Raw genomic sequence first — 22,890 nt, forward strand, 5'->3', positions numbered from 1 at the left:
GGATTGAAACTGGTGGCCCGAAAGGGCAGGGAGGAGGAAGACATGTCCGGCATCATCGACATCCTGTACTCCCGGGCTGTGCGCCACCTGTCGCTGTCCCATGGTCCAACTCCTGGCATACGATCCGCTGTGCTGGCAGTTCCCGCTTGTGCGAGGAGGCTCGCATGAAGACCTCGATTGCGACAGTCTCCATCAGCGGTGAGTTCGAGGAAAAGCTCGCCGCCATCGCGCGCGCCGGCTTCGATGCCGTCGAGATCTTCGAGAACGACTTCCTCGCCTTTGACCGTTCGCCGGCAGAGGTCGGACAGATGGTTCGTGATCACGGGCTTGCCGTATCGCTTTTTCAGCCGTTTCGCGACTTCGAAGGCATGCCCGAGCCGTTCCGGTCTCGCAATTTCGATCGCGCCGAGCGCAAATTCGATCTGATGGCCGAGCTCGGCACGGATCTGATGCTGATCTGCTCGAACGCCTCACCGGTCGCGCTGGGCGGGATCGATCGCGCCGCCGAGGATTTCCATGCGCTTGGCGAACGTGCCGCGCGCCGCGGCTTGCGGGTAGGTTACGAGGCGCTCGCCTGGGGTCGGCATATCAACGACCACCGCGACGCCTGGGAGATCGTGCGCCGCGCCGACCACCCCAGCATTGGCCTGATCCTCGACAGCTTCCACACCTTGTCTCGCAAGATCGAGCTGAATTCGATCCGGTCGATCCCAGGCGATCGCATCTTCATTGTCCAGCTCGCGGATGCGCCGCTGATCGAGATGGATCTCCTCTATTGGTCGCGCCATTTCCGCAACATGCCGGGCGAAGGTGACTTGGCCGTCACCGCCTTCATGCAGGCCGTCGCGGCCACCGGGTACAACGGCTATCTGTCGCTGGAAATCTTCAACGACCAGTTTCGTGGCGGCTCACCCGATGCGATCTCGCGGGACGGGCGTCGCTCGCTGGTCAACCTCATGGATCAGGTGGCCCGGGCTGAACCGAAGATCCGCATACCGGTGCCGGCCATGCCCGATCCCGCCAAAGTATCCGGCATCGCCTTCATCGAATTTGCCGCCGGCGAGGACGAGGAGCGCGAACTCGAAGCCCTCTTCACGCTTCTCGGCTTCGTGCCCACTGCCCGGCATCGCTCCAAGGCCGTGACCCTCTATCGCCAGGGCGACATCAACCTCGTCATCAACAGGGAAGAGAAGGGTTTCGCCAACGCCTCCTATCTCGTCCATGGGGCCAATGCCTATGCCTTCGGGCTCATGGTCGATGACGCGGCAGAGGCCCACAGGCGCGCGCTTCAGCTCGGTGCCGAGGATTTCCGCCAGTCCGTCGGTCCAGGCGAGCTGCAGGTCCCGGCGATCCGCGGCGTCGGCGGAGGGCTCGTCTACTTCCTCGACCAAAAGAGTGAACTCGCGCGGATATTCGACGTCGAGTTCACGCCTCTCGATGAAACGCCGGAGAGCAGCGTCGACATCGGCCTGACCCGGGTCGACCACATCGCCCAGACAACGCGCTATGAGGAAATGCTCACCTGGCTGCTCTTCTACACATCGCAGCTCGATGCCCGGAAGACGCCGATGGTCGACATCATCGATCCGGCCGGCCTCGTCAGAAGCCAGGTGGTCGAGACCCCGGACGGGCGCCTGCGAATCACCCTGAACGGCGCTGAAAACCGCAACACGCTGGCCGGCCGCTTCATCGCCGAAACCTTCGGCTCGGGTATCCAGCACATCGCCTTCGAGACCGACGATATCTTCGCCACGGCCGAGGCACTTGCCGCCAAGGGTTTCCGATCCCTCGTGATCTCGCCCAATTATTATGACGACATCGAAGCCCGATTCGGTCTCGATCCCGATCTCGTCGAGCGGATGAAATCGGCGAACATCCTCTATGATCAGGATGAAGCGGGGGAGTATTTCCAGCTTTACTCGCCAACCTATGGCGAGGGTTTCTTCTTCGAAATCGTCGAGCGTCGGGGCTATCGTGGCTATGGAGCGCCGAATGCGATCTTCCGCATCGCTGCCCTCAAGCGCCATCTGCGTCCGAAGGGAATGCCGAAATGAGCGCCCGGATTATCCACGCAGCCGGTCTCAGCCGTTCAGTTCGCCACCGTGCCGCCGAGTGCAATCGTCAGCGACTGGTCGATGTGACGCGACAGAGCTGCGGCAGCCAGCTCCGAAGACCCCTCCAGCAGCGGGTTGAGGAAGGCCAGATGCTCGGAGATAACCCGTTTGGCATTGTCGCGGGTCACGCGCACTCTGGTTTGCGCCGTCATCCGGATCTTGATCGCCGTGACACGGTAGACATTGGCGATCAGGCTGTTCTCCATGGCATCGACCATGTCGGCATGCATCTGCCAGTCATAGACCTGCAATTCGCGCAGGAAGGCCGGAAGGTCGGTGATGTCGTCGCCGCCGAGCCGCTCGCGCGCCTGGATATGCCAGTCGAGCCAGTTCGCGATCACGGCGCGGTCGAGGCGCTGAATCATGTCCGGAATGGCGCTGAGTTCGATGATGCGGCGCATCTGATACGCTTCCCGCACGAAGGTCACGTCGAGGCTCGGCACCATCAGCCCGCGTTGCGGCAGCGTCTGCAAAAGGCCTTCAGCCTCGAGCCGCGGGATGGCTTCGCGGATGGCGCTGAGCGTCAGACCCGTCGTCTCGACCAGCGCGCGCTGGGAGATGACCTGGCCCGGCTTCAGCCGGCCCCAATTCAGAAGTTCTTCAATTCGACTATAGGCGAGCTGCCTGAGGGAGCTTTCACCTGTCGTCGACATAACTGCCTGCCGGGCGCTCGGTTTGTCTCTCATGGGGTCACACTGTCGTTGTTCGGGATTGATAACAGCACACTAACATGTTAGTTCGATATCAGTAAGGCAGGATCTCTGCCAGCAGCGCGTTTTCACAGGTTTGGAGGACCGGAAGCGTGCTGGGGCGGAAAAACAACCAGAAGTTCATAGTCAAACGGGAGGAGACTACGCAATGAAACTCACACTGACCCGCCGCTTCCTGATGGCGTCCGCCATCACCTTCACGGCACTCGCCGCGAGCGGCCCGCTCGCAACCGTCGTCGCTCAGGACAAGCCGGTGATCCGCATGTCCACACCGGCCTCCGAGACCGATCAGCGATCCGTTGCGCTGGCAACCGTCTTCGGCCCGGCGATCGGCGAGTTCGCCACCTACCAGCCGCATTACAATGCCTCCCTCGTGCCGCAGGGCTCGGAACTCGAGGCCATTGCAGCCGGCGATCTGGAAATGTCGATCACCTCGGCCCAGGAACTGGCAAACTTCCTGCCGGAATTCTCGATCTTCGCCACCGGTTATGTTCATCGCAGCGCCCAGCATCAGGTCAACGTCTTCAACGACCCGCTGATGCAGCCGTTCAAGGACATGGTCGAAAGCGAACTCGGCGTGAAGCTGCTTGCCGTCATGTATCTCGGCAAGCGCCATGTGAACCTGCGCTTCCCGCGTTCCGAAAAGAACGTCATGACTCCCGCCGACCTGGCCGGCGTCAACCTGCGCATGCCGGGCAGCGACGCCTGGCAGTTCCTCGGCCGCGCGCTCGGCGCAAACCCGACACCGGTGGCCTTCACCGAAATCTACACCGGCCTGCAGACCGGCTCGGTCGATGGTCAGGACAATCCGCTGCCGACGGTTGTCGATGCGAAGTTCTACGAAGTCACCAAGCAGGTGAGCCTGACCGCCCACCTCGTCGACCTGAACTACATCGCCTTCTCCAAGGCTGTTTGGGACAAGCTGACGCCTGAGCAGCAGGCAACGGTCCAGAAGGCCGCCGAAGACGCGGCGCAATCGGGCCGGGAAGGCCAGCTGAAGAAGGAAGACGAACTCGTCGCCTTCCTCAAGGAACAGGGCCTCGATGTTTATGAGCCCGATCTGAACGCGTTCCGTACCCATGTCCAGGCACAGTATGTCGGCTCCGACTTCGCCAAGGCCTGGCCGGAAGGTGTTCTCGAAAAGGTCAATGCGCTCGCCGACTGATCCCGATCTGACCTGAACCGGGCCGGAGAGTGATCTCCGGCCCCTCGTCGAACATGATGTCCTGTCGAAGGTGATGGTGTGTCTTCTCTAATCAGACTGTTTCGGACTTCGGCGGAGGCCGTGGCTGCCGCGCTGATGGCCGCCATGTTTGCGACCTTCATTCTGCAGGTCCTCGTTCGCTACACGGCGCGTCTGCCCTGGGTCGCCGAGAACATGCCCTTTCTCCTGCCGACCAACTTTGGCTGGACGCTGGAATTCTGTCTCGCCATCTGGGTCTGGCTGATTTTCTGGGGCAACAGTTTCGTCGTCAGGGTCGAGGATCACGTTACCTTCGACGTCCTCTATGTTTCCGTCTCCCCGCGTGTCCGGCGGATCTTCACCATCGTCACCGGCCTTGCGGTCGCCATCGCGCTTCTCTTGTCGGTAGCGCCCACCTGGGATCGCCTCGCCATTCTTCGCCTGAAAAAGACGGCCACTCTCGGTGATCTCTTCGGCGACTGGATCCGCATGCGGGATGTCTACATGATCTATATCGTCTTCCTCGTCGCTGTCGCCGGCCGCTATCTGTGGCAGGTCTGGCAGGCGTTGCGCGAGAGCCTCAGCGGCTCTGGTGATACCGGACAGACGGGAGGCCAGGCATGAGCATCGCCTTCCTCCTTTGCATCGTCATTTTGCTTGGCCTCGCCGTGATGGGTACGCCCATCGCCTATGCGATCCTCGTCGCCTCATTCGCCTATCTCGCCGCCAGCGGCCAGAGCATTGGCATCAGCGGCAAGATCCTGCTTGATGGCCTTTACCAGAGCTTCATTTTGCTCGCCGTGCCGCTGTTCATCATCGCGGCCAACATCATGAATGCCGGCTCGGTCTCCGACCGGCTGCTGCAGTTCTGCGTCGCCCTGGTTGGCCGCTTCCGCGGCGGCCTCGGCCATGTCAACATCCTGTCTTCTTTGGTGTTCTCCGGCATGTCCGGCTCGGCGATTGCCGATGCCGCCGGCATCGGCAAGATGATTATCGACATGATGGTGAAGTCCGGCCACTACACGCGCGGCTACGCCGCCGCGATCACGGCCGCTTCCGCCACCATCGGCCCGATCATCCCGCCGTCGATCCCGATGGTGCTCTATGCCCTCGTTTCCAACACCTCCATCGGCTTCCTCTTCCTCGGCGGTATCGTCCCCGGCCTGATGATGGGTGCCATGTTGATGGCCATGAATGCCTGGATTTCGCACAGGCGTGGCTTTGCCAAGCATGAGCCCGTGCCGCTGCGGGAATTCCCGGCCCTGACGATCAATGCCGGCCCTGCATTGATGATGCCGGCGATCCTGCTCTACGGCATCTATGGCGGCGTCACGACGCCGACCGAGGCGGCGGCTGTGGCGGCCTTCTATGCGCTGATCCTGGCGACGATCTTCTACAGGTCGCTCAGCTTCAAGCATTTCTACGAGATCCTGGTCACCAGCGCACGTTCCTCCGCTGCCGTCGGCCTGATCATTGGCGGCGCGCTGATCCTGAACTACATCGTCGCCTCGGAGAACATTCCGACCGTCGTCGCCAACGCCCTGGTCGACCTCGATGTGCACCCGCTGGTCTTCCTGCTCGCCGTCAACCTTCTGTTGCTCGTGCTCGGCTGCTTCCTCGATGCCTCGACGATCATCCTGGTCATCATTCCCTTGTTCATTCCGACATGCCGTGCGCTCGGCATCGACCTCGTGCATTTCGGTGTGGTGGCCGTGGTCAACTGCATGATCGGCCTGATCACGCCGCCCTATGGCATTCTGCTCTTCGTCATCAATGCCGTGACGCGCATACCGCTCGCGGAAATCATCCGAGAGATCTGGCTCTTCCTGGCGGCCCTGATGGTTGCCCTGCTGCTGCTGATCCTCATTCCTGACATCACCCTGATGCTGCCGCGTGCCCTCGGTTATGCCGGCTGACCGCAACTGCCCCTGTTTCGAGGACCGCTTCCATGACGCATAACTTCCACGGGATCGTCCCGGTGATGATCACGCCCTTTACCGACAACAACGGGATCGACTGGGACGGCTATGCCAGGCTGATCGAATGGTACATCGACAATGGCTCCCATGGCCTGTTCGCCGTGTGCCAGTCCTCGGAAATGCTGTTTCTGACGCTCGAGGAGCGCACCGCGCTCGCCTCATTCACGGTCCGCCAAGTCAAGGGCCGCGTCCCGGTCGTCGCTTCCGGGCATATCTCTCAGAGCATGGACGACCAGAAGGCAGAACTTCGGGCCATGGCTGAGACGGGCGTCGATGCCGTCGTGCTGGTGACAAACCGCCTGGCGGCTGCCGACGAAGATGCCACCGTCTTCCGCTCGCGCATGCAGGACCTGCTCGGCGCGATCCCGGCAGACATGACGCTCGGGCTCTACGAATGCCCCGCACCCTATCGCAGATTGCTGACCGATGATGAGGTCCGCTGGTGCGCCGAGAGCGGTCGCTTCGCCTTCCTGAAGGATGTCTCCTGCGATCTCGACCACATCCGCCGCCGGCTTGCTCTGGTCGAAAACACGCCGCTTGCGATCAACAATGCCAATGCAGCGATCGCCTGGTCTTTCCTTGAGGCCGGTGGCCACGGTTTTTCCGGTGTCATGAACAACTTCCACCCGGATCTCTATCGCTGGCTTTACGATCACGGCAAAGCCCATCCTGAACTTGCCGCCGAACTCGACACCTTCCTCGTACTGTCGGCCATGTCGGAGAGCTACGGCTATCCGAAGCTTGCAAAGCATTTCCATCGCCGCATCGGCACATTCGCAAATGTTCACAGCCGCGCCGTGCCGCATGACATAGCGGAACGCCACTGGGCCGTGGAGACCATTCTGGATCATATCGTGACGGGTGCGGACCGTTTCCGCTCGAAAATCGCGAGAGCCTGAGCCAAGGCTTTCGCCCAACTTAGGCCGGTGCGGTGCTCAAGGCCGATCGTTTGCGACTGAGGTAACGTCCCTCTGCCGCACGAACGATGGATCCCTGATCCATCACAGTCTTGCCGCGGACCAGCAGGCGCACCGGCCACCCCGTCACCGCAAGCCCTTCATAGGGTGTGTAATCTGCCCCGTGCTGGAGCATCTCATTGGTCAGGGTGAGCTGCTTCTTCGGGTCCCACAGCGCGATGTCGGCATCTGAGCCGATCGCGATCGTGCCCTTCTGCGGATACATGCCGTAGAGCTTGGCGTGGTTGGTCGACGTCACCGCAACGAAGCGGTTGATATCGATCCGCCCCTTCATCACCCCTTCGGAAAACAGGATGGGAAGGCGCGTTGCCACGCCCGGTATCCCGTTCGGGATCCAGCGGAAATGCCGCTTGCCTTTCTCGTTCAGCTTGCCCTCCGGATCGTCAAAACGAAACGGGCAGTGATCGGACGAGAAGAGGTCGAAGACACCCTGTTCGAGACCTTCCCAGCAGGCGTCCTGGCTCGCCTTGTCGCGCGGTGGTGGCGAGCAGACGAATTTTGCGCCGTCCAGGCCTTCGAGATCGAGATTATCCGCCGTCAGCATCAGATACTGCGGGCAGGTCTCGCCGGCGATCTTCTGTCCGCGCTGGCGGGCGCGGCGGATTTCCTCCATCGCCTCGCGGTTGGAGACATGCACAATCACGATCGGTACGTCGACTATTTCGGCGAGCGACAGCGCTCTGTGGGTCGCTTCGCGCTCGGCCGCCACCGGGCGGGTTGTTGCATGGTATTTCGGGGCGAACTTGCCCTCTTCTTCATGCCGGCCGATCAGGTAGCGGATCGCATCCTCATTCTCGCAGTGGACCATGACCAGCGCACCGGTGCGCCTTGCCGTATCCAGCGTGGCCAGAATCTCGTCGTCACGCAGACGCAGGCCCTCATAGGTCATGAAGACCTTGATCGAGGTGTAGCCATCTTCGACAAGTGCCGGCAGTTCCTGGCCGAGAACTTCGGCCGTCGGGTCAGTCACGACGAGGTGGAAGGACACGTCGATATGACATTTCCCCTCGGCCTTGCCGTGATAGACCTTGAGCGCCTCGCGCAGTGACTGACCCTTTTCCTGCATGCAGAATGCGAGCACGCTGCTGTTGCCGCCGATCGCAGCCGAGCGCGTGCCGCTGTCGAAATCGTCGGCCATGACGATGCCCTCGCCGGAGGGCTGGTCGAGATGCACGTGGCTGTCGATCCCGCCCGGCAGGACGAAGAGCCCCGTTGCATCGATGACCTCGTCGGCATCCCTCAGATCGGTTGCCAGCGCCACGATCCGGCCATCCTTGATGCCGACATCGCTGACGAAGCTGTCGCTTGCGGTCACCACCGTTCCGTTGCGGATCACCGTGTCGAAATGCATGGGGCTCGTCCTTCTCTGTTGCGGTTCAGCTCGCCTTGGCGAGCCCGGCCTGTCCGGCCAGGATCCGGTCAAGCGCTGCCGTGAAACGGTCCACTTCCTCCAGGGTGTTGTAATGCACCATCGAGACGCGCAGCATACCGCCATGATCCGTCAGGCCGAGATATTCGGCGAGCCGGCGCGAGTGAAAGTCGCCGAAGCGCATCGCGATCTTTTCTGCGTCCATCGCCCTGCACATCTCGCCGGCCTCGCGACCGTCGAAACGAAAGGCGATGGTCGGCACCCGGCGGCTCTCGTGATTGGCTGACTGCCCGACGATCATGCAGTCGTTGCGCGAGCGCAGATAGGTGAGCAGACGCTCGGTCAGCGCGTCCTCCTGCGCCGTGATCGCCGCATAGGCGGCCTCGATCTTCTGGCGCACGCTGCCGGGTTCGCCCGCCTGTTCGCCAAGGCTCACCAGATAGTCGACGATACCGCATGTGGAATAGGCGAGCTCGTAGTTGGGATTGCCCGGCTCCAGTTTGCCCGGCACTTTATCCTTGCCGTAAAAGTAGTGGTAGATCGGGTCGAGCTCGAGAAGCAGGTCGTATTTGCCATACATCAGCGCGTAATGCGGACCATAGGTCTTGTAGAGGCTGAAGACATAATAATCGACGTCGAAGGCTTGCACGTCGACCGCGCGATGCGGGGCATAGGCAACGGCATCGACGCATATCTTGGCGCCACGGGCATGCACGAAGTCGGCGATCTCGCGGATCGGGTTGATCGAGCCGAGCAGGTTCGAGCAATGGGTGACGCAGACGAGCTTCGTCCGCTCTGTCATCAGCGGTGCGAGATCGGCAAGGTCGAGCGTCATCGTGTCCTTGTTCAGCGGCCAGATCTTCAACACCACGCCGCGCTCCTGCAGCCGGTCCCAGGGTCCGATATTGGATTCGTGGTCAGCAATCGTGATGATGATCTCGTCGCCTGCCGCTAGTTGGCTGTGCATGGCCCGTGCGAGGTTCTGCAACAGCGCGGTCGTCGAGTTGCCGAAGACAATCTCTTCCGGCCGGCCGGCATTGACCAGATGCATGGCCGCAGTGCGCGCCTCGAAGAGTGCCGCGGCTGCAGCCTGCGAGACCTCGTAGGAGCCGCCGATTTGAACGTTCTTCTCAAGAAGGAAGGTGTTGATGCGCTCGACAGCGCCTTTGAGGATCTGCGAGCCGCCCGCATTGTCGAAGAAGGTCCAACCGCGGGCGAGGCCCGGAAACTGGCTCCGCACATAATCGAGATCGAGCGCCTTTGGGGTTGGGGTTGCCATGGCAGGGTGTCCTCCGGTCTTTTTTTGTTCAGTGGTTGAGGACGGCGCGCAGGAAACCACGCGTCCGTTCGTGTTTGGGCGTGTCGAAGATATCCTCGGGCGCACCGCTTTCCACGAGGCGACCGCCATCCATGAAGATCACCCGATCGGCCACCTGGCGGGCAAAGCCCATCTCGTGTGTCACCACGATCATGGTGACGCCGGAGCCTGCAAGCTTGCGCATCACGTCGAGCACCTCGCCGACCATTTCCGGATCGAGCGCCGATGTCGGCTCGTCGAAGAGCAGCACCCTGGGTTCCATGGCGAGCGCTCTGGCAATCGCCACGCGCTGCTGCTGGCCGCCCGACAGTTGCCCGGGAAATTTCTCCGCCTGCTCCGAGATCCCGACGCGGGCGAGCAGTTCGCGCGCCTTGCGTTCTGCTTCCGCCACCGAGGTGCCGCGCACCCGCATCGGTGCGAGCATGACATTCTTGAGCACGGTCATGTGCGGGAAGAGATTGAAGGACTGGAAGACCATGCCGACCTCGGCGCGCACCTTGGCAAGCGCCGGGCCCGGCTCGACGCGGATGCCGTCGACGGTGATCCGGCTTTCCGGCGCAAAGGCTTCAAGATGATTGATGCAGCGGATCAGCGTCGACTTGCCCGAACCCGAGGGTCCGATGACGCAGACGACTTCGCCTTCGGCAATATCGAGGTCAATGTCGTGCAACACGGTGAAGGTGCCATAGGCCTTGGTGAGCCCGCGGATCGAAATGAGCGGGGCTGTGGTTCCGGTCATCAGCGTTTCCCCCGGCTGAAATGTTTCTCGAGACGCGAGACGATGGCAACCATCGGCCAGAGCAGGGCGATATAGATCAAAGCCGCCCCGATCAGCGGTGACGGATTGGCAGCGAGCGCCTGCGCTTGGGTCGCCTGTTTCAGAAGATCTGGCATGGCGACGACGGAGGCGAGTGCCGTATCCTTCATCACGTTGATGCAGTTGTTGGTCAGCGGCGGAATGACGATGCGGATCGCCTGCGGCAGGATCACGTCGATCATGGTGTGGCGATTGGAAAGACCGAGTGCAGCCGATGCCTCGAACTGGCCATGCGGGATCGCCTCGATACCGGCGCGGAAGATCTCGGCGGTGTAGGCTGCGGACACCAGGGAGAGCGCCGTGACCGCAGACAGAAATGGCGATAGCCGTATGCCGACGAATGGCAGCGCGTAGTAGACGACGATCAGCAGGACCAGAAGCGGGATGGAGCGGAAGATGTCGATGTAGACGCGGATCAAAAGCTTGAAGAAAGTCGGCGCGTAAAGGCGGGCGACGGCCAGAAAAAGTCCGCCGGCAAGACCGACCAGAATGCTGGTCACGCCGATCTGCAAGGTCACCACCAGACCCCATAGGAGGGCCGGCATGCTGTCAGCCAGGACCTGCAGATTGAAGAAGGTATTGAGGAGTGTCATGCCGCATCGGCTCCCTTGGCACGTCGGCGGGACAAGAGCGTCCCGCCGATCGCGTTTTGAGCGTTACATGCCTTTCGGCATGTCGAGTACGGTGACCGTCGAAGTCGTGTCTTCGGCCTTTGCGCCGAACCAGGTCTCATGCAGCTGGGCAATGAAGCCTTCCTGCTTGAGCGTGGTGATCACGGCATTGACCTCCGTTGCGAGCGGATCGTCCTTGTTGAACATGATCGAATACTTCTCGCCGGTCGGGATGCGCTCGACCACCTTCAGTTCCGGCTTGTCCTTCGCGTAATAGAGAAGCGCCGGGATGTCGGAGATATAGCCATCGATGCGACCGGCAACCAGGTCGAGCATCGCGGGCTGCAGGCCTTCAAAGCGGCGGATTTCGCCGAGTTTGTATTCGCCCTTGTTGGCCTCGGACCACATGTCGCCGGTCGAGCCGGTGTCGACGCCGACGACCTTCTCGCCCATGTCCTTCAGACCCATGATGCCGGAGGCGGCAGTCACGGTCAGCGACTGGTCGCTGTCGTAATAGGGCTGCGCGAAGGACACCGATTCCAGGCGCTTTTCGGTGATCGTGATTGAGGAGATCGCCATGTTGATACGGCCCGATTGCACGGCCGGGAAGAGGCCGTTGAACGGCGTGTTGACGAATTCTACCGTTTTCCCGAGGCGCTTGGCGATCTCGTTGACGAGATCGACCTCGAAGCCGGTAACCTTGCCGCTGGCGTCTTCGAATTCCCAGGGTACGTTGCCAATATTGGCGCCGACGGTCAGATCTGCTGCATGGGCGGACGTGCCGAATGCGGCAAGCAGGCCCGCGAAGATGGAAGCTTTAAATGTGGTTGAACGTGTCATGAGAGTTCCCCTTGTTTTTTGAACATGACTCAATCTACATTGGTCTAACTGGTCAGACCAGTCAGGCCAAACAAGCATGCGGCTTTCCGCTTGGCAAGGGGATGCCGAAAAAAATAGATTAGGTGCCGAAGCACGCCGCCGGGGAAGGGACCGCATGTTCAACAAGACGCTCGTGCCACAATCGGTGGCACGCGAGATCCAGGGCATGATCCAGTCCGGGCAGCTGAAGCCCGGTGAAAAGATCCCTTCGCAGCGGGAGTTTTCCCAGAAGTTCGGTATCAGCCGCGCCTCCCTGCGCGAAGCGCTGCTGACGCTGGAAACACTCGGTCTGTTGAAGACGGAGGCGGGCAGGGGCACCTTCGTCGCAAGTCCTGCCACGCCGGCCTCTGCTGCCACCGGTCACATGGCCCCCTGGCGCTATTCCGACAGCCATTCGGTCTTCGATGTCTTCCAGACCCGCATCCTGCTTGAAGGCGAGATTGCCCGGTTGGCGGCTGGCCGCCTGACGCAGCTGCAGCTCGACAAGATGGAGCAGGCGACGCGAACAATGGAAGAGTGCTGGGCCAATCAGGATCTCCTCGCCAATGTCGAGGCAGACCTCGAGTTTCACGGGCTGATTGTCTCGGCCTGCTCGAATGCCATGCTGAAGGCCCTTTACCAGACCGTCCGCGATCTTGTGACGGAAACGCAGCGCCAGCCGATCCCGATCACCGATCCAGAACGCATGCGGGAATCCATCGCCGAACACCGCAGGATCATTCTCGCCCTGCGCTCCAATGACGGCGCAGGCGCCAAGCTCGAGATGGAAACCCATATCCGCAACACCGCGCGTTGCGCCGGCCTCGAGCCGTAAGCGACAGACCTCCTCCCATGCAGAGGCGGCCCGGCCCTGGATCGGCAAGTCCGTACCGGTGTTGACCCACTGGCCAATGACTGCGACAAGGCACGCATGCATACACCGATCGATATCGACCCGGATTATCTCAGGTCTCGGCTGAAGGCATTGCTCGCCATTCCGAGCCCTACAGGCTTCACAGACGAAGCCGTCCGGCACACCGCTCGCGAACTCGAGCGTCTCGGACTCGAGGTCAAGCTGACCCGCAGGGGTGCGATCCGCGCCCGTCGACCGGGAGCCGCCGACAGACCCGCCCGGGGCATCGTCTCCCACCTCGACACCCTCGGCGCCCAGGTGAAGGCGCTGAAAGACAATGGACGCCTGGAGCTGGTCTCGATCGGCCATTGGTCGGCGCGCTTTGCCGAGGGCGCTCGTGCCTCGATCTTTTCGACCAAGGGCATCTACCGCGGCTCCATCCTGCCATTGAAGGCATCCGGGCATACTTTCAACGACGAGGTCGACACACAGCCGACCGGCTGGCGGCACATTGAAATGCGCATCGACGCTCTGGCGCGCGACCGCAAGGACATCGTGCAGCTGGGCATCGATATCGGCGACATCGTTGCGATCGATCCGCAGCCGGAGTTTCTCGAAAACGGCTTCATCGTCTCGCGTCATCTCGACGACAAGGCCGGCGTCGCGATCATGCTGGCCGCGCTCGAGGCGATGCAGCGGCAAGAAATCGAAACACCGGTCGATACCTATTGGCTGTTCACCATCGGCGAAGAAGTCGGCGTCGGCGCCTCAGCCGCGCTCGTGCCGGAAATCGCCTCCCTGGTCGCCATCGACAATGGCACCACAGCACCCGGTCAGGCTTCCGACGAATTCGGCGTAACGCTTGCCATGGCCGACCAGACCGGGCCCTTCGACTATCACCTGTCCAAGAAGCTCTTCGAACTGTGCGGCGAACATGGCATCCGCGTTCAGAAGGATGTCTTTCGCTACTATCGCTCCGATGCCGCTTCGGCGGTCGAGGCCGGTCATGACGTGCGCACCGCACTTTTGGCCTTCGGCGTCGATGCCTCGCATGGCTATGAGCGCATCCATCTCCATGCACTGATCTCGGTCGCCAAGCTGGTGGTCCATTACGCCGCCAGCGAAGTCCGGATCGAACGCGATTCCGAGGAGGTTTCCGGTCTGCGCGGCTTCACCCGTCAGAAGGTGGCGCCAGCCGAGCAGGTGCTTCGAGCAAACGAACCCGACGAACCATAATTCTGGCACTTCGAACCATCCGCCCACGTCGCGGATCGCCACAGTTGAAGCCGCTTTTGAGGCGCGATTGCTGCGAAGTTTCGCGCATGGCTTGACATCCGATTGCGGCGGTTGTTTCCCCCTGCTAGCGTTCGGAATGGCGGATGCGCCGAACCTGCGGAGAGTGAGACAATGTCGGGCGACGAGGCAACGAAAAGGCCGCGGCTGAAGATCGGCTTCGTGCTGTCGCGCTCCTTCACTCTGTCCGCCTTTGCCCTCTTCATTGATACAATCCGGCTTGCCAGCGACGAATATGATCGCTCGGGCCGCGTGCTCGCCGATTGGCAGGTGCTCGGCAGCACGCGCCACCTGATCAGTTCGAGCTGCGGTGTGCAGGTCGCACCGACCAGCGACTTCGTCGATCCGAGCCGCTTTGATTACATCGTCGTGGTCGGCGGCCTTCTCGGGCGCCAGGCCGCCGTGGACGATCAGACCATCGCCTTCCTGAAAAGGGCCGATGCCCAGAAGGTGCCGCTGATCGGCCTTTGCACGGGAACCTTTATCCTCGCGGACGCGGGTCTGATGAAGAACCACCAGACCTGCGTCAGTTGGCTCCACTACCAGCAGTTCCGGGACCGTTTTCCCGATCATGAGGTCCGCTCCGACCGTCTGTTCAATCTCGATCGCCGCCGCGGCTCCTGTGCCGGCGGCAGCAGCTCCGCCGACCTCGCTGCCTTCATCGTCCGACAGTATCTCGGCCACGATGCCGAGCGAAACGCGCTGGAAGTCCTGCAGATCGAGAAGGCCCGCACCAACAGGGACATCCAGGTCCGTCGCCCGCTCACCATCGAATGCGACGATCCCCGGGTGAAAGCGGTTCTGATCCTGATGGAGCAGAGCCTCGAAAACGAATTGACCATCGATCAGCTTGCCCGCTCGGTCGGCCTTTCGCGCCGCCAGCTCGAACGCCTGTTCGCCCAGAAGATCGATGTCTCGCCCGCCCGCATCTATACGAAGCTCAGGATGGAACGCGCCAAGATGCTGGTCACCCAAACCAATGCTTCGCTGATCGATATCGCCCTTCAGGTCGGCTTCCAGAACACCTCGCATTTCACCCGCGTCTTCAAGGGCACCTATGGCCGGACACCAGGCCAGATGCGCAGCCATCCGACGGTTTGACCGCGATCGGGCTCGCGCATCAGCTGCGTTAGGAGTGCCTTTTTTAGGTCTGTTGCCTGCGACGCAAAGGCCCCGGCCGCCCGCTTGTGAGCCGACTCGGCCGGTGCTATCCAGCGGACATCTGTCGGGGGATAGAATGGCCGAACGGGGCGTTGATTTGAGCTTTGACCGGGCGATACGCATGATCTGCGTTGTCGCGCTTGTGCTGCTCGGCCTCGCGCATCGCCCTGCCGTTCCACCCACACCGCAGCTTTCCCCGCAGGAAATCGCAGCCCTTACCCTGCCGGATGGCAGCCTGCCTGAGCTCTGCCTGCCCACAGAGAACGGCAAGGCCAAGGGCCACGCCGTCTCGTCCGATTGTGAAGCTTGCCGCATCGCGGCATCAGCCCTGTTGCCTGCCCCGGCCGATTCGGTCGGCTTCCGCATGCCGCTCATCGCAGCAGTGACCTTGCCGCAGCCGGCAGAGGCTCACTATCGCCAGCTTTTCCCGCCCGACAGCCATCCCCGCGCGCCCCCTATCACCGTCTGATCGAAAGCCATGGCCGGCGCATGTCTGCGCCCGGCTGTCCGTGTCGTCAGGCCGGTGAGCTAGCAGTCGCAGCTCCGGTCGAAATCGGATGTCTGTCATGCTGCAAATGTTTGCCGATTGCGGGGCGCCGCCTGCGTTCCCGCCTGTTTCTTCAACCTTGTCGCCGCAACGTGCGATGTCGCTCGCCGGTCCGCTTCTGCCACCGCGCACCGTCGTCTTTCTCGAAGGTCTGGCCCGCTCCCCGCAATACCGCGTCGTCGATGGCTGTGTCGCCACCGCCCAGACATTGGTCGATGGTCGGCGCCAGATCATCGATCTCGTCGGCCCCGGACGCCTGATCGGCCTCGGTTTTGGCGATCAGAACCGCTATTCCGCGGAAACGCTGGGTTTCACCCGGCTGGAGGCCGTGTCTGAAAGCCTGGCCCAGGGCGAGCGTGATCTGGCGCTGAGCGAAATGCTGGCCCGCTCGCAAAGCCTGGTCATGTTGCTCGGTCGCAAGACCGCACCGGAGCGTGTCGCCTCCGCCCTCATCGATCTTGCGGAGCAATTTGGCCGCGCCGCGCGTGACAGGAAGCGGAGGTCCGTCACCTTCCATCTTTACCCGACACGCGGCGATCTCGCCGACTGGCTCGGCCTCACCATCGAGACCGTCAGCCGCTGCCTCACCCGTCTGAAGAAGGCAGGGCTCATCGAGATCAAGCACGGAGATCTCGTCACCGTGCTCGATCCGGAACAGCTCTCAGGCGTTGCTGCCGGCGCTCGTGCGCTCGCCAATTAAATTTTCCCATAACCAACAGAGAATTAGGATGACCATCGTTTCCGACCTCACCCCCGCCCAGGCGACAGGCAAGGATCTGTCACGCCGCTTCTACATCACCGCGTGGCGCTGGCATTTCTATGCCGGCCTCTATGTCGCGCCCTTCATGATCATGCTCGCCGTCACCGGCCTGATGATGCTGTGGACGGCGACCTTGTTCGGCCGCGATGGCGAGAAGACCTATACGGTCGAGCCGCAGGCTGCGGTTTCCTCCGTCTCGGATCAGGCAGGAGCCGCGACCCTCGAAATCCCCGGCCAGATCCTCCAGTACATCGCCCCGCGCACGCCCGAACAGGCCGCCCTCTTTCGCATCAACCAGGGTGACGCCTCCTATATGGTGGCGGTCGATCCTTACCGTGCCGAAGTCCTCGGCCACTGGGATCGGCGTACCGGGCTCTACGATCTCGCCGACAACATCCATGGCACGCTGCTGATCGGCACTCTCGGAGACCGTCTGATCGAGATCGCCGCCGGCTTCGGGATCGTTCTGGTGATCACCGGCCTCTATCTCTGGTGGCCACGCGATGGCCGCGGTTTCGGCTCGGTGCTGCTTCCGCAGCTTTCCGCCAGGGGGCGTCAGTTCTGGAAGTCGTTGCATCTGACGATCGGTTTCTATGCCTCGCTCTTCCTCGTCGTCTTCCTGCTGTCCGGCCTGACCTGGGCGGGGATCTGGGGCGAGAAGTTCACCCAGGCCTGGAGCACATTCCCGGCCGAAAAATGGGACAATGTGCCCCTGTCGGACAAGACCCATGCCAGCATGAACCATGGCGGCGTCAAGGAGGTGCCGTGGACGCTGCAACAGACCCCGATGCCCGCTTCCGGCTCGGATGCCGGTGTCACCGGCACACCGGCAGGTGAGCCCGTTTCGCTCGATGCCATCGTCATGCTCGCCCGCACGCTCGGCTTCGAGCAGCGCTTCCAGCTGGCGTTCCCGGGTGACGAGACGGCCGTCTGGACCATCTCGCGCGATACCATGAGTAATGACAGTGCCAATCCCTTGATGGATCGCACCGTTCATGTCGACCAGTATACCGGCCGCATCCTCGCCGATGTCGGCTTCAGTGATTACGGTCCAGCCGGCAAGGCCATGGCCGCCGGTATCGCCTTCCACGAGGGCGATATGGGTCTCTGGAACCTGGTGCTGGTCAATATCGTCTGTCTGTCGATCATCTTCCTCTCGGTCAGCGGTTTCGTCATGTGGTGGAAGCGCCGCCCCAAAGGTGCCGGTCGTCTTATGGCCCCCAACGTTGGCGAGCCCGGCCCCCTCTGGAAGACCGGAGCACTGGTGATGCTGGGAACGGCTTTGCTCTTCCCGCTCTCAGGCGCCGTCCTCCTGGCGGTGCTTCTCCTTGACCTCCTCGTCCTTCGCCACATCAGGCCGCTGAAAAAGGCCTTGAGCTGATTGAATATCGGCGCCCCCAAAAGCGGCGCGCCGAGTCGCCGTCATCCATCTTCTGAAAAAAGAATGGAACAATGGAACCTCTCGGCCATTTGCAAATCATGTGTCCGGTAAACCGAGGAACGGTTTGCCGGCACCTTTTCGTTTGGTCTTTCAACGGAGGTTTCAGCCCGGTTCATGTGTGGCATTTGCGGAGAAGTGAGATTCGATGGCGCATCGCCGTCGGTAGCAGCAGTTTCGATCATGGCGGACGTCTTGGCCCCACGAGGGCCGGATTCGGCCGGCGTGATGGTCAGGGGCAATGTCGGGCTCGGCCATCGACGATTGCGCATCCTCGATCTTTCCGACAAATCGCAGCAGCCGATGGTCGATCCCGATCTCGGCCTTTCGCTCGTCTTCAACGGTTGTATCTACAACTTCCGTGAGCTGCGCAGCGAACTGGAAGCCAAGGGCTACCGCTTCTTCTCCGATGGCGACACCGAAGTCATCCTGAAGGCCTGGCATGCCTGGGGCACGGACTGCGTATCGCGCTTCCACGGCATGTTCGCCTTCGTCATCCATGAGCGCGACACCGGTCGCGTGGCCATGGCGCGCGACCGCTTCGGCATCAAGCCGCTCTATCTGGCCGAAGTCTCCGGTGGTCTGCGCTTCGCCTCCTCGCTTCCCGCCATCGTCAAGGCGGGTGGCGTCGACACCGCGATCGATGTCACGGCGCTTCATCACTACATGACCTTCCACGCCGTCGTGCCGCCGCCCCGCACGATCTACAAGGGCGTGCGCAAGCTTCCCCCGGCAACGATCAGGGTCTACCAGCCTGATGGCAGCTTCAAGGACAAACGCTATTGGGACCCCGCCTATACGCGCCGGGCCGAAGACGCAGGCATGAGCCGCGAGGACTGGCAGGAGCAATTGCTCGATGCGCTTCGTCTCGCCGTCAAGCGCCGGATGATTGCCGATGTCCCCGTTGGCGTCCTTCTGTCAGGCGGCGTCGATTCCAGCCTGATCGTCGGTCTGCTCGCGGAAGCAGGTCAGACGGGCCTGATGAGCTTCTCCGTCGGCTTCGAGGAAGCCAATGGCGAAAAGGGCGATGAATTCGTCTATTCCGACCTGATCGCCAAGCACTTCGGCACCGACCACCACAAGATCTTCGTGCCCTCGGCCGATCTGATGGGCGCGCTTCCCGGCACCATCGCTGCCATGTCCGAGCCCATGGTCTCCTATGACAATGTCGGTTTCTACCTTCTGTCGAAGGAAGTCTCGAAACACATCAAGGTCGTGCAGTCAGGCCAGGGCGCCGACGAGGTCTTCGGCGGCTATCACTGGTATCCGCCGCTGGTCGGCTCCACCGATGTCGTCGGCGACTACGGCCGCGCCTTCCGCGATCGCTCGCATGAAACGCTGACAACCCAGCTCCGGGACCGCTGGATCACTGAGCGCGATGTCAGCGGCGACCTGCTCCGCGAACATCTCCTGCGCGCCGGTGCAGACAGCCCGGTCGATCAGGCACTCCGCCTCGACAGCAATGTCATGCTCGTCGACGACCCGGTCAAGCGCGTCGACAACATGACCATGGCCTGGGGCCTGGAAGCGCGCGTGCCCTTCCTCGATCACGAACTGGTCGAACTCGCCGCCCGCATTCCCCCGGAGGAAAAGCTCCGCGACGGCGGCAAAGGCATCCTCAAGGATGTCGCCCGCAAGGTCATCCCCTCCGAGGTCATCGACCGCAAGAAGGGCTACTTCCCGGTACCCCAGCTGAAATACATCGCCGGTCCCTATCTCGACATGCTCCGCGACGCCCTGTCGTCACAGGCTGCACGCGAGCGCGGCCTCTTCCGCCAGGATTACATCGATCGTCTGGTGGCCGATCCCGCCGCGCATATCACGCCGCTGCAGGGCTCCGAACTCTGGCAGATCGGCCTTCTCGAAATGTGGTTGCAGGCTCAGGAGAACTGACGTGAGCAAGGCAGAGAAGAAGCCCGCCACCCAGCCGCGCAAGGCGCGTCGCGGCAACGCGCTATCGCATCGGCTGACGCGCCTCAGAACCCCTGGCGGCAGTGGCCAGGGGGCAGCCAGCCGTACTTGTGAACCGGATGCACGCAACCGCAACGTCGCCCTCGATTGCGGCTGGGGTCGGCTTCTTTTCACACCGACCTTCGAGGCCTATACCGACCTCCTCGAAGCGCTCCGCGAAGAAGCCCCCGACACGCGCGACATCGCCTTTCACGTCGGCGATCCCCATGTCCTGCTCGCCCAGGCACCGCAGGAGATCTTCCTCGATCCGTCCCACACCTTTAGGCTCGATCTCTCCACCTATCGCGCCGGAGGCCGCCGCCCCAAGGGCGTCACTATCAGGCGTTTCTCCTCGGAAAGCGATGCGGCGGGTATCAATGCGGTCTATGCCAGCTGCGGCATGGTCCAGGTGCGCGAGGACTTCTTCACCGGCGAGCGTGACAACAGGCCGGTCACCTATTTCGTCGCGCAGGACGATCTGACCGGCGAGATCGTCGGAACCGTCACCGGCATCGACCATCACCGCATGTTCGACGACCCGGAGCGCGGCGCCTCGCTCTGGTGCCTCGCCGTCCACCCGCAAGCCCGCCAGCCGGGCATCGGCGAGGGCCTGGTGCGTATCCTCGCCGAACATTTCCAGGCGCGGGGCCTCGCCTATCTCGATCTCTCCGTCCTGCATGACAACGATAAGGCGATCGGCCTCTACGAGAAGCTCGGCTTCCGCCGGGTGCCGCTCTTTGCCGTCAAGCGCAAGAATGCCATCAACGAGAAGTTCTTCGCCCAGCCGGTCGAGGGCTACGAGGCGCTCAACCCCTATGCCCGTCTGATCGTTGACGAGGCGCTCCGCCGCGGCATCCATGTCGAGGTGACCGATCCCGAAGGCGGCTTCTTCCGTCTGAGCCATGGCGGGCGCAGCATCCACTGCCGCGAAAGCCTCTCGGACCTCACCTCATCGGTCGCGATGTCGATCTGCGACGACAAGGCAGTCACCCGCCGCTTTGCCCAGACGGCGGGTCTCAGAGTCCCCGAACAGCTCTCCGCAGACGCCCCCGAGGACGAAAAGCAGGCCTTCCTCGAAAAACACGGCAAGCTGGTGGTGAAGCCCGCCCGCGGCGAACAGGGCCGGGGCATTTCGGTCGGCATTTCCTCGATGGACGCCCTGCAGGCCGCCATCCGCCAGGCCCGCCAGGTCTGCGACCGTGTGCTTCTGGAAGCCTGTTTCGAAGGGGAAGACCTCCGCCTCGTCGTCATCGACTACAAGCTCGTCGCCGCCGCCGTGCGTCGCCCGCCCCGCGTGATTGGTGATGGCCGCTCGCCGATCCGCAGGCTGATCGAACAGCAGTCCCGTCGTCGCGCTGCCGCAACCGGTGGCGAAAGCCGGATTCCTGTTGATGCCGAGACGAAGCGATGCCTCGCCGAGCAGGACCTCGATCTCGACAGCGTGCTCGAAGAGGGCCGCGAAATCACGGTCCGCAAGGCTGCCAATCTCCACACCGGCGGCACGATCCACGACGTCACCGCGACTGTCCATCCTGACCTCGTCGATGCCGCCTGCCGGATCGCCAAGGCCATCAAGATCCCGGTTGTCGGTATCGATTTCATGGTCCATGACCCGGCAAAACCGGACTATATCTTCATTGAAGCCAATGAGCGGCCCGGGCTTGCCAATCACGAGCCGCAGCCAACGGCCGAATGTTTCATCCAGCTGCTGTTTCCAGGCAGCCGCGCCCGCGAGCGCCGCAACGCCTGACGACAGGCGTGATCGAAAAGACCCGAAGAAGAAGGGCGGCATTCCGGTGCCGCCTTTCTTCTTTGGAGCCCTCATCATGGCTATTGCGACTCTCCGATCGTGTCCGCCATATGCGCGCCCCGACGTCCCATCGGCTCTGCCGGTCCAGTCGTCGTGTCCACTGCCGTCTGATGTTCGAGCTCCGCATTCAGCATGGCCCCGACAATCAGGATCACCACCGACAGCCAGGTCCAGAACATGAAGGCGATAAATGTGCCGAGCGCGCCATAGGTCGCGTTGTAGTCGGCGAAATTCTCCAGATAGAAGGAGAAGCCGAGCGACATGATCATCCAGACGAGCGAACTCAGCAAAGTGCCCCAGGTCAGCCATCGCAGTTGGGCGTTCTCGCGGCTCGGCCCATAACGATAGATCATCGCGGACCCCAGCCAGATCACGCCGATCAGGATCGGCCAGCGGATAAACCCGACGATCATTTCGGCCCGCGCGGAAATGAAGACGACCGACATGATCAGCGGCAGAATTGCGAGTGCCGTGACGACGACGGCGAGAACGGCCATGGCGCCAAGTGTAAATGCGACGGCCAGAAGCGTAGTATGGACGAAGCCGCGTTTCTCCTGTTCCTCATAGGCAATGTTCATGGCCTCGAAGAGCGCCAGCATCCCGTTGCGGGCACTGAACAGCGACACGCCAAGACCGACCAGAAAACCCGTGCTCAAGGTGCTGTTGTTTTCGTCGGCCAGCGCCTGCAGTTGCCCCAGGATCATCGTGACCCCATCGGCAGGCAGCAGTTCGGAGAGGAAATCCAGCCGTCCGGCGATCGTGGTCGGATCGGCAATCAGGCCATAAAGCGACACCAGCGCTGCAAGACCGGGAAACAGCGACAGCATCACGTAGAAGGACACGCCTGCTGCAGCGAGCGTGACCCGGTCGGATGTCAGCCGCGACAGGACCCTGAGCGAAACGTCCCACAGGCCACGCACCGGAATGTCGCTGGGGCTGCACGCGTCTCGCCCTCGTTCATCGCGGACTTGGGAGGCAGTGAGGGGCGTGGATGAAGGTGTCACTGGCGGCATGTCGGGCTCCTTGTTGTCAGGGAAACTGGTCCACATGCCGCCATGTTCCCTGCCGAGACGAGAGAAGCCGGGCGGAACCGTAGCCGGCCGAGGTCGGTTGGGCTCCCAAATGCTTCACAGGGAGAAGAC

Annotated in this window: 21 protein-coding genes; 13 read left to right on the plus strand and 8 right to left on the minus strand. The window is 62.2% G+C overall.

All coding sequences use genetic code 11. The annotated features are described in order from the left end of the window. The first annotated feature begins 164 nt into the window (after positions 1-164). Entirely contained in the window at positions 165-2,054 is a 1,890-nt protein-coding gene (locus tag IP85_RS09690; protein ID WP_054149452.1) for a sugar phosphate isomerase/epimerase and 4-hydroxyphenylpyruvate domain-containing protein, read from the plus strand. A gap of 35 nt (positions 2,055-2,089) precedes the next feature. Here the strand turns inward: IP85_RS09690 and IP85_RS09695 are convergent, their stop codons facing one another. Then, positions 2,090-2,767, minus strand: coding sequence for a GntR family transcriptional regulator (locus IP85_RS09695; RefSeq protein ID WP_054149453.1), 678 nt, complete (start codon positions 2,765-2,767; stop codon positions 2,090-2,092). A gap of 205 nt (positions 2,768-2,972) precedes the next feature. On the opposite strand from IP85_RS09695, the gene dctP reads away from it, so the two are divergent. From dctP to IP85_RS09715, 4 genes are all read left to right on the plus strand, one after another. After that, the gene (gene dctP / locus IP85_RS09700; protein WP_054149454.1) at positions 2,973-3,989 is read left to right on the plus strand and encodes a TRAP transporter substrate-binding protein DctP; all 1,017 of its coding nucleotides are present in this window, start codon (positions 2,973-2,975) and stop codon (positions 3,987-3,989) included. A 78-nt stretch (positions 3,990-4,067) separates the two neighbouring features. Then, positions 4,068-4,631 carry a TRAP transporter small permease subunit gene (locus IP85_RS09705; protein WP_054149455.1) on the plus strand — a complete coding sequence of 188 codons (564 nt, stop codon included), beginning with the start codon at positions 4,068-4,070 and terminating at the stop codon, positions 4,629-4,631. After that, the gene (locus IP85_RS09710; RefSeq protein ID WP_054149456.1) at positions 4,628-5,923 is read left to right on the plus strand and encodes a TRAP transporter large permease; all 1,296 of its coding nucleotides are present in this window, start codon (positions 4,628-4,630) and stop codon (positions 5,921-5,923) included. The genes IP85_RS09705 and IP85_RS09710 overlap by 4 nt, the downstream gene beginning before the upstream one ends. Positions 5,924-5,955: 32 nt before the next feature. Further along, on the plus strand, positions 5,956-6,885 hold the full coding sequence (locus IP85_RS09715) for a dihydrodipicolinate synthase family protein (protein WP_054149457.1): 930 nt from the start codon (positions 5,956-5,958) through the stop codon (positions 6,883-6,885). A gap of 19 nt (positions 6,886-6,904) precedes the next feature. Here the strand turns inward: IP85_RS09715 and hydA are convergent, their stop codons facing one another. From hydA to IP85_RS09740, 5 genes are all read right to left on the minus strand, one after another. Beyond that, positions 6,905-8,314: a dihydropyrimidinase gene (gene hydA, locus IP85_RS09720; protein WP_054149458.1), complete on the minus strand. Its 1,410-nt coding sequence runs from the start codon at positions 8,312-8,314 to the stop codon at positions 6,905-6,907. A 25-nt stretch (positions 8,315-8,339) separates the two neighbouring features. Further along, positions 8,340-9,611, minus strand: a complete 1,272-nt coding sequence (locus tag IP85_RS09725) for a cysteine desulfurase-like protein (protein WP_054149459.1) — start codon at positions 9,609-9,611, stop codon at positions 8,340-8,342. Positions 9,612-9,639: 28 nt separating this feature from the next. Beyond that, complete coding sequence (locus IP85_RS09730; protein WP_054149460.1) at positions 9,640-10,389, minus strand: amino acid ABC transporter ATP-binding protein; 750 nt, start codon at positions 10,387-10,389, stop codon at positions 9,640-9,642. Continuing rightward, positions 10,389-11,060 carry an amino acid ABC transporter permease gene (locus IP85_RS09735; protein WP_054149461.1) on the minus strand — a complete coding sequence of 224 codons (672 nt, stop codon included), beginning with the start codon at positions 11,058-11,060 and terminating at the stop codon, positions 10,389-10,391. The genes IP85_RS09730 and IP85_RS09735 overlap by 1 nt, the downstream gene beginning before the upstream one ends. Before the next feature lie 63 nt (positions 11,061-11,123). Then, positions 11,124-11,918, minus strand: coding sequence for an ABC transporter substrate-binding protein (locus tag IP85_RS09740; RefSeq protein ID WP_054149462.1), 795 nt, complete (start codon positions 11,916-11,918; stop codon positions 11,124-11,126). Positions 11,919-12,072: 154 nt separating this feature from the next. Between IP85_RS09740 and IP85_RS09745 the strand changes: the two genes are divergently transcribed. The 6 genes from IP85_RS09745 to IP85_RS09770 all read left to right on the plus strand — a co-directional run bounded on the left by IP85_RS09745 (position 12,073) and on the right by IP85_RS09770 (position 17,931). After that, the gene (locus IP85_RS09745) at positions 12,073-12,771 is read left to right on the plus strand and encodes an FCD domain-containing protein (RefSeq protein ID WP_054149463.1); all 699 of its coding nucleotides are present in this window, start codon (positions 12,073-12,075) and stop codon (positions 12,769-12,771) included. Positions 12,772-12,867: 96 nt separating this feature from the next. After that, positions 12,868-14,025 carry an osmoprotectant NAGGN system M42 family peptidase gene (locus tag IP85_RS09750; protein WP_054149464.1) on the plus strand — a complete coding sequence of 386 codons (1,158 nt, stop codon included), beginning with the start codon at positions 12,868-12,870 and terminating at the stop codon, positions 14,023-14,025. A 171-nt stretch (positions 14,026-14,196) separates the two neighbouring features. Continuing rightward, positions 14,197-15,183 carry a GlxA family transcriptional regulator gene (locus IP85_RS09755; RefSeq protein ID WP_054149465.1) on the plus strand — a complete coding sequence of 329 codons (987 nt, stop codon included), beginning with the start codon at positions 14,197-14,199 and terminating at the stop codon, positions 15,181-15,183. A gap of 136 nt (positions 15,184-15,319) precedes the next feature. Continuing rightward, positions 15,320-15,712, plus strand: coding sequence for a hypothetical protein (locus IP85_RS09760; protein WP_054149466.1), 393 nt, complete (start codon positions 15,320-15,322; stop codon positions 15,710-15,712). Positions 15,713-15,809: 97 nt separating this feature from the next. Next, the gene (locus IP85_RS09765; protein WP_197278000.1) at positions 15,810-16,490 is read left to right on the plus strand and encodes a helix-turn-helix domain-containing protein; all 681 of its coding nucleotides are present in this window, start codon (positions 15,810-15,812) and stop codon (positions 16,488-16,490) included. 28 nt (positions 16,491-16,518) lie between these two features. Beyond that, entirely contained in the window at positions 16,519-17,931 is a 1,413-nt protein-coding gene (locus tag IP85_RS09770; RefSeq protein ID WP_054149468.1) for a PepSY domain-containing protein, read from the plus strand. Between the two features lie 41 nt (positions 17,932-17,972). Here IP85_RS09770 and IP85_RS22390 read toward each other — a convergent pair whose 3' ends face one another. After that, a complete protein-coding gene (locus IP85_RS22390) occupies positions 17,973-18,173 on the minus strand; it encodes a hypothetical protein (RefSeq protein ID WP_194842845.1) in 201 nt (66 codons plus the stop codon). Between IP85_RS22390 and IP85_RS09775 the strand changes: the two genes are divergently transcribed. After that, on the plus strand, positions 18,106-19,881 hold the full coding sequence (locus IP85_RS09775) for an N-acetylglutaminylglutamine amidotransferase (RefSeq protein WP_054149469.1): 1,776 nt from the start codon (positions 18,106-18,108) through the stop codon (positions 19,879-19,881). The two genes, IP85_RS22390 and IP85_RS09775, sit on opposite strands and share 68 nt — an antisense overlap. A 1-nt stretch (position 19,882) precedes the next feature. Beyond that, positions 19,883-21,688 (plus strand): N-acetylglutaminylglutamine synthetase, encoded by a 1,806-nt coding sequence (gene ngg / locus IP85_RS09780; protein ID WP_054149470.1) that lies wholly within the window; start codon positions 19,883-19,885, stop codon positions 21,686-21,688. Between the two features lie 80 nt (positions 21,689-21,768). Here ngg and IP85_RS09785 read toward each other — a convergent pair whose 3' ends face one another. Continuing rightward, positions 21,769-22,761, minus strand: a complete 993-nt coding sequence (locus IP85_RS09785; protein WP_054149521.1) for a YihY/virulence factor BrkB family protein — start codon at positions 22,759-22,761, stop codon at positions 21,769-21,771. Positions 22,762-22,890 lie beyond the last annotated feature (129 nt).

It is taken from the genome of Rhizobium sp. AAP116, from assembly GCF_001295785.1.
Classification (GTDB): Bacteria; Pseudomonadota; Alphaproteobacteria; order Rhizobiales; family Rhizobiaceae; genus Allorhizobium.

What these genes read in the sequence shown, in the direction of transcription:
- IP85_RS09690 (WP_054149452.1), top strand. Translation starts at nt 165, where the DNA reads ATGAAGACCTCGATTGCGACAGTCTCCATCAGCGGTGAGTTCGAGGAA.
- IP85_RS09695 (WP_054149453.1), bottom strand. Translation starts at nt 2,767, where the DNA reads ATGTCGACGACAGGTGAAAGCTCCCTCAGGCAGCTCGCCTATAGTCGA.
- dctP (WP_054149454.1), top strand. Translation starts at nt 2,973, where the DNA reads ATGAAACTCACACTGACCCGCCGCTTCCTGATGGCGTCCGCCATCACC.
- IP85_RS09710 (WP_054149456.1), top strand. Translation starts at nt 4,628, where the DNA reads ATGAGCATCGCCTTCCTCCTTTGCATCGTCATTTTGCTTGGCCTCGCC.
- IP85_RS09715 (WP_054149457.1), top strand. Translation starts at nt 5,956, where the DNA reads ATGACGCATAACTTCCACGGGATCGTCCCGGTGATGATCACGCCCTTT.
- hydA (WP_054149458.1), bottom strand. Translation starts at nt 8,314, where the DNA reads ATGCATTTCGACACGGTGATCCGCAACGGAACGGTGGTGACCGCAAGC.
- IP85_RS09725 (WP_054149459.1), bottom strand. Translation starts at nt 9,611, where the DNA reads ATGGCAACCCCAACCCCAAAGGCGCTCGATCTCGATTATGTGCGGAGC.
- IP85_RS09730 (WP_054149460.1), bottom strand. Translation starts at nt 10,389, where the DNA reads ATGACCGGAACCACAGCCCCGCTCATTTCGATCCGCGGGCTCACCAAG.
- IP85_RS09735 (WP_054149461.1), bottom strand. Translation starts at nt 11,060, where the DNA reads ATGACACTCCTCAATACCTTCTTCAATCTGCAGGTCCTGGCTGACAGC.
- IP85_RS09740 (WP_054149462.1), bottom strand. Translation starts at nt 11,918, where the DNA reads ATGACACGTTCAACCACATTTAAAGCTTCCATCTTCGCGGGCCTGCTT.
- IP85_RS09745 (WP_054149463.1), top strand. Translation starts at nt 12,073, where the DNA reads ATGTTCAACAAGACGCTCGTGCCACAATCGGTGGCACGCGAGATCCAG.
- IP85_RS09750 (WP_054149464.1), top strand. Translation starts at nt 12,868, where the DNA reads ATGCATACACCGATCGATATCGACCCGGATTATCTCAGGTCTCGGCTG.
- IP85_RS09755 (WP_054149465.1), top strand. Translation starts at nt 14,197, where the DNA reads ATGTCGGGCGACGAGGCAACGAAAAGGCCGCGGCTGAAGATCGGCTTC.
- IP85_RS09760 (WP_054149466.1), top strand. Translation starts at nt 15,320, where the DNA reads ATGGCCGAACGGGGCGTTGATTTGAGCTTTGACCGGGCGATACGCATG.
- IP85_RS09765 (WP_197278000.1), top strand. Translation starts at nt 15,810, where the DNA reads ATGCTGCAAATGTTTGCCGATTGCGGGGCGCCGCCTGCGTTCCCGCCT.
- IP85_RS09770 (WP_054149468.1), top strand. Translation starts at nt 16,519, where the DNA reads ATGACCATCGTTTCCGACCTCACCCCCGCCCAGGCGACAGGCAAGGAT.
- IP85_RS09775 (WP_054149469.1), top strand. Translation starts at nt 18,106, where the DNA reads ATGTGTGGCATTTGCGGAGAAGTGAGATTCGATGGCGCATCGCCGTCG.
- IP85_RS22390 (WP_194842845.1), bottom strand. Translation starts at nt 18,173, where the DNA reads ATGATCGAAACTGCTGCTACCGACGGCGATGCGCCATCGAATCTCACT.
- IP85_RS09785 (WP_054149521.1), bottom strand. Translation starts at nt 22,761, where the DNA reads ATGCCGCCAGTGACACCTTCATCCACGCCCCTCACTGCCTCCCAAGTC.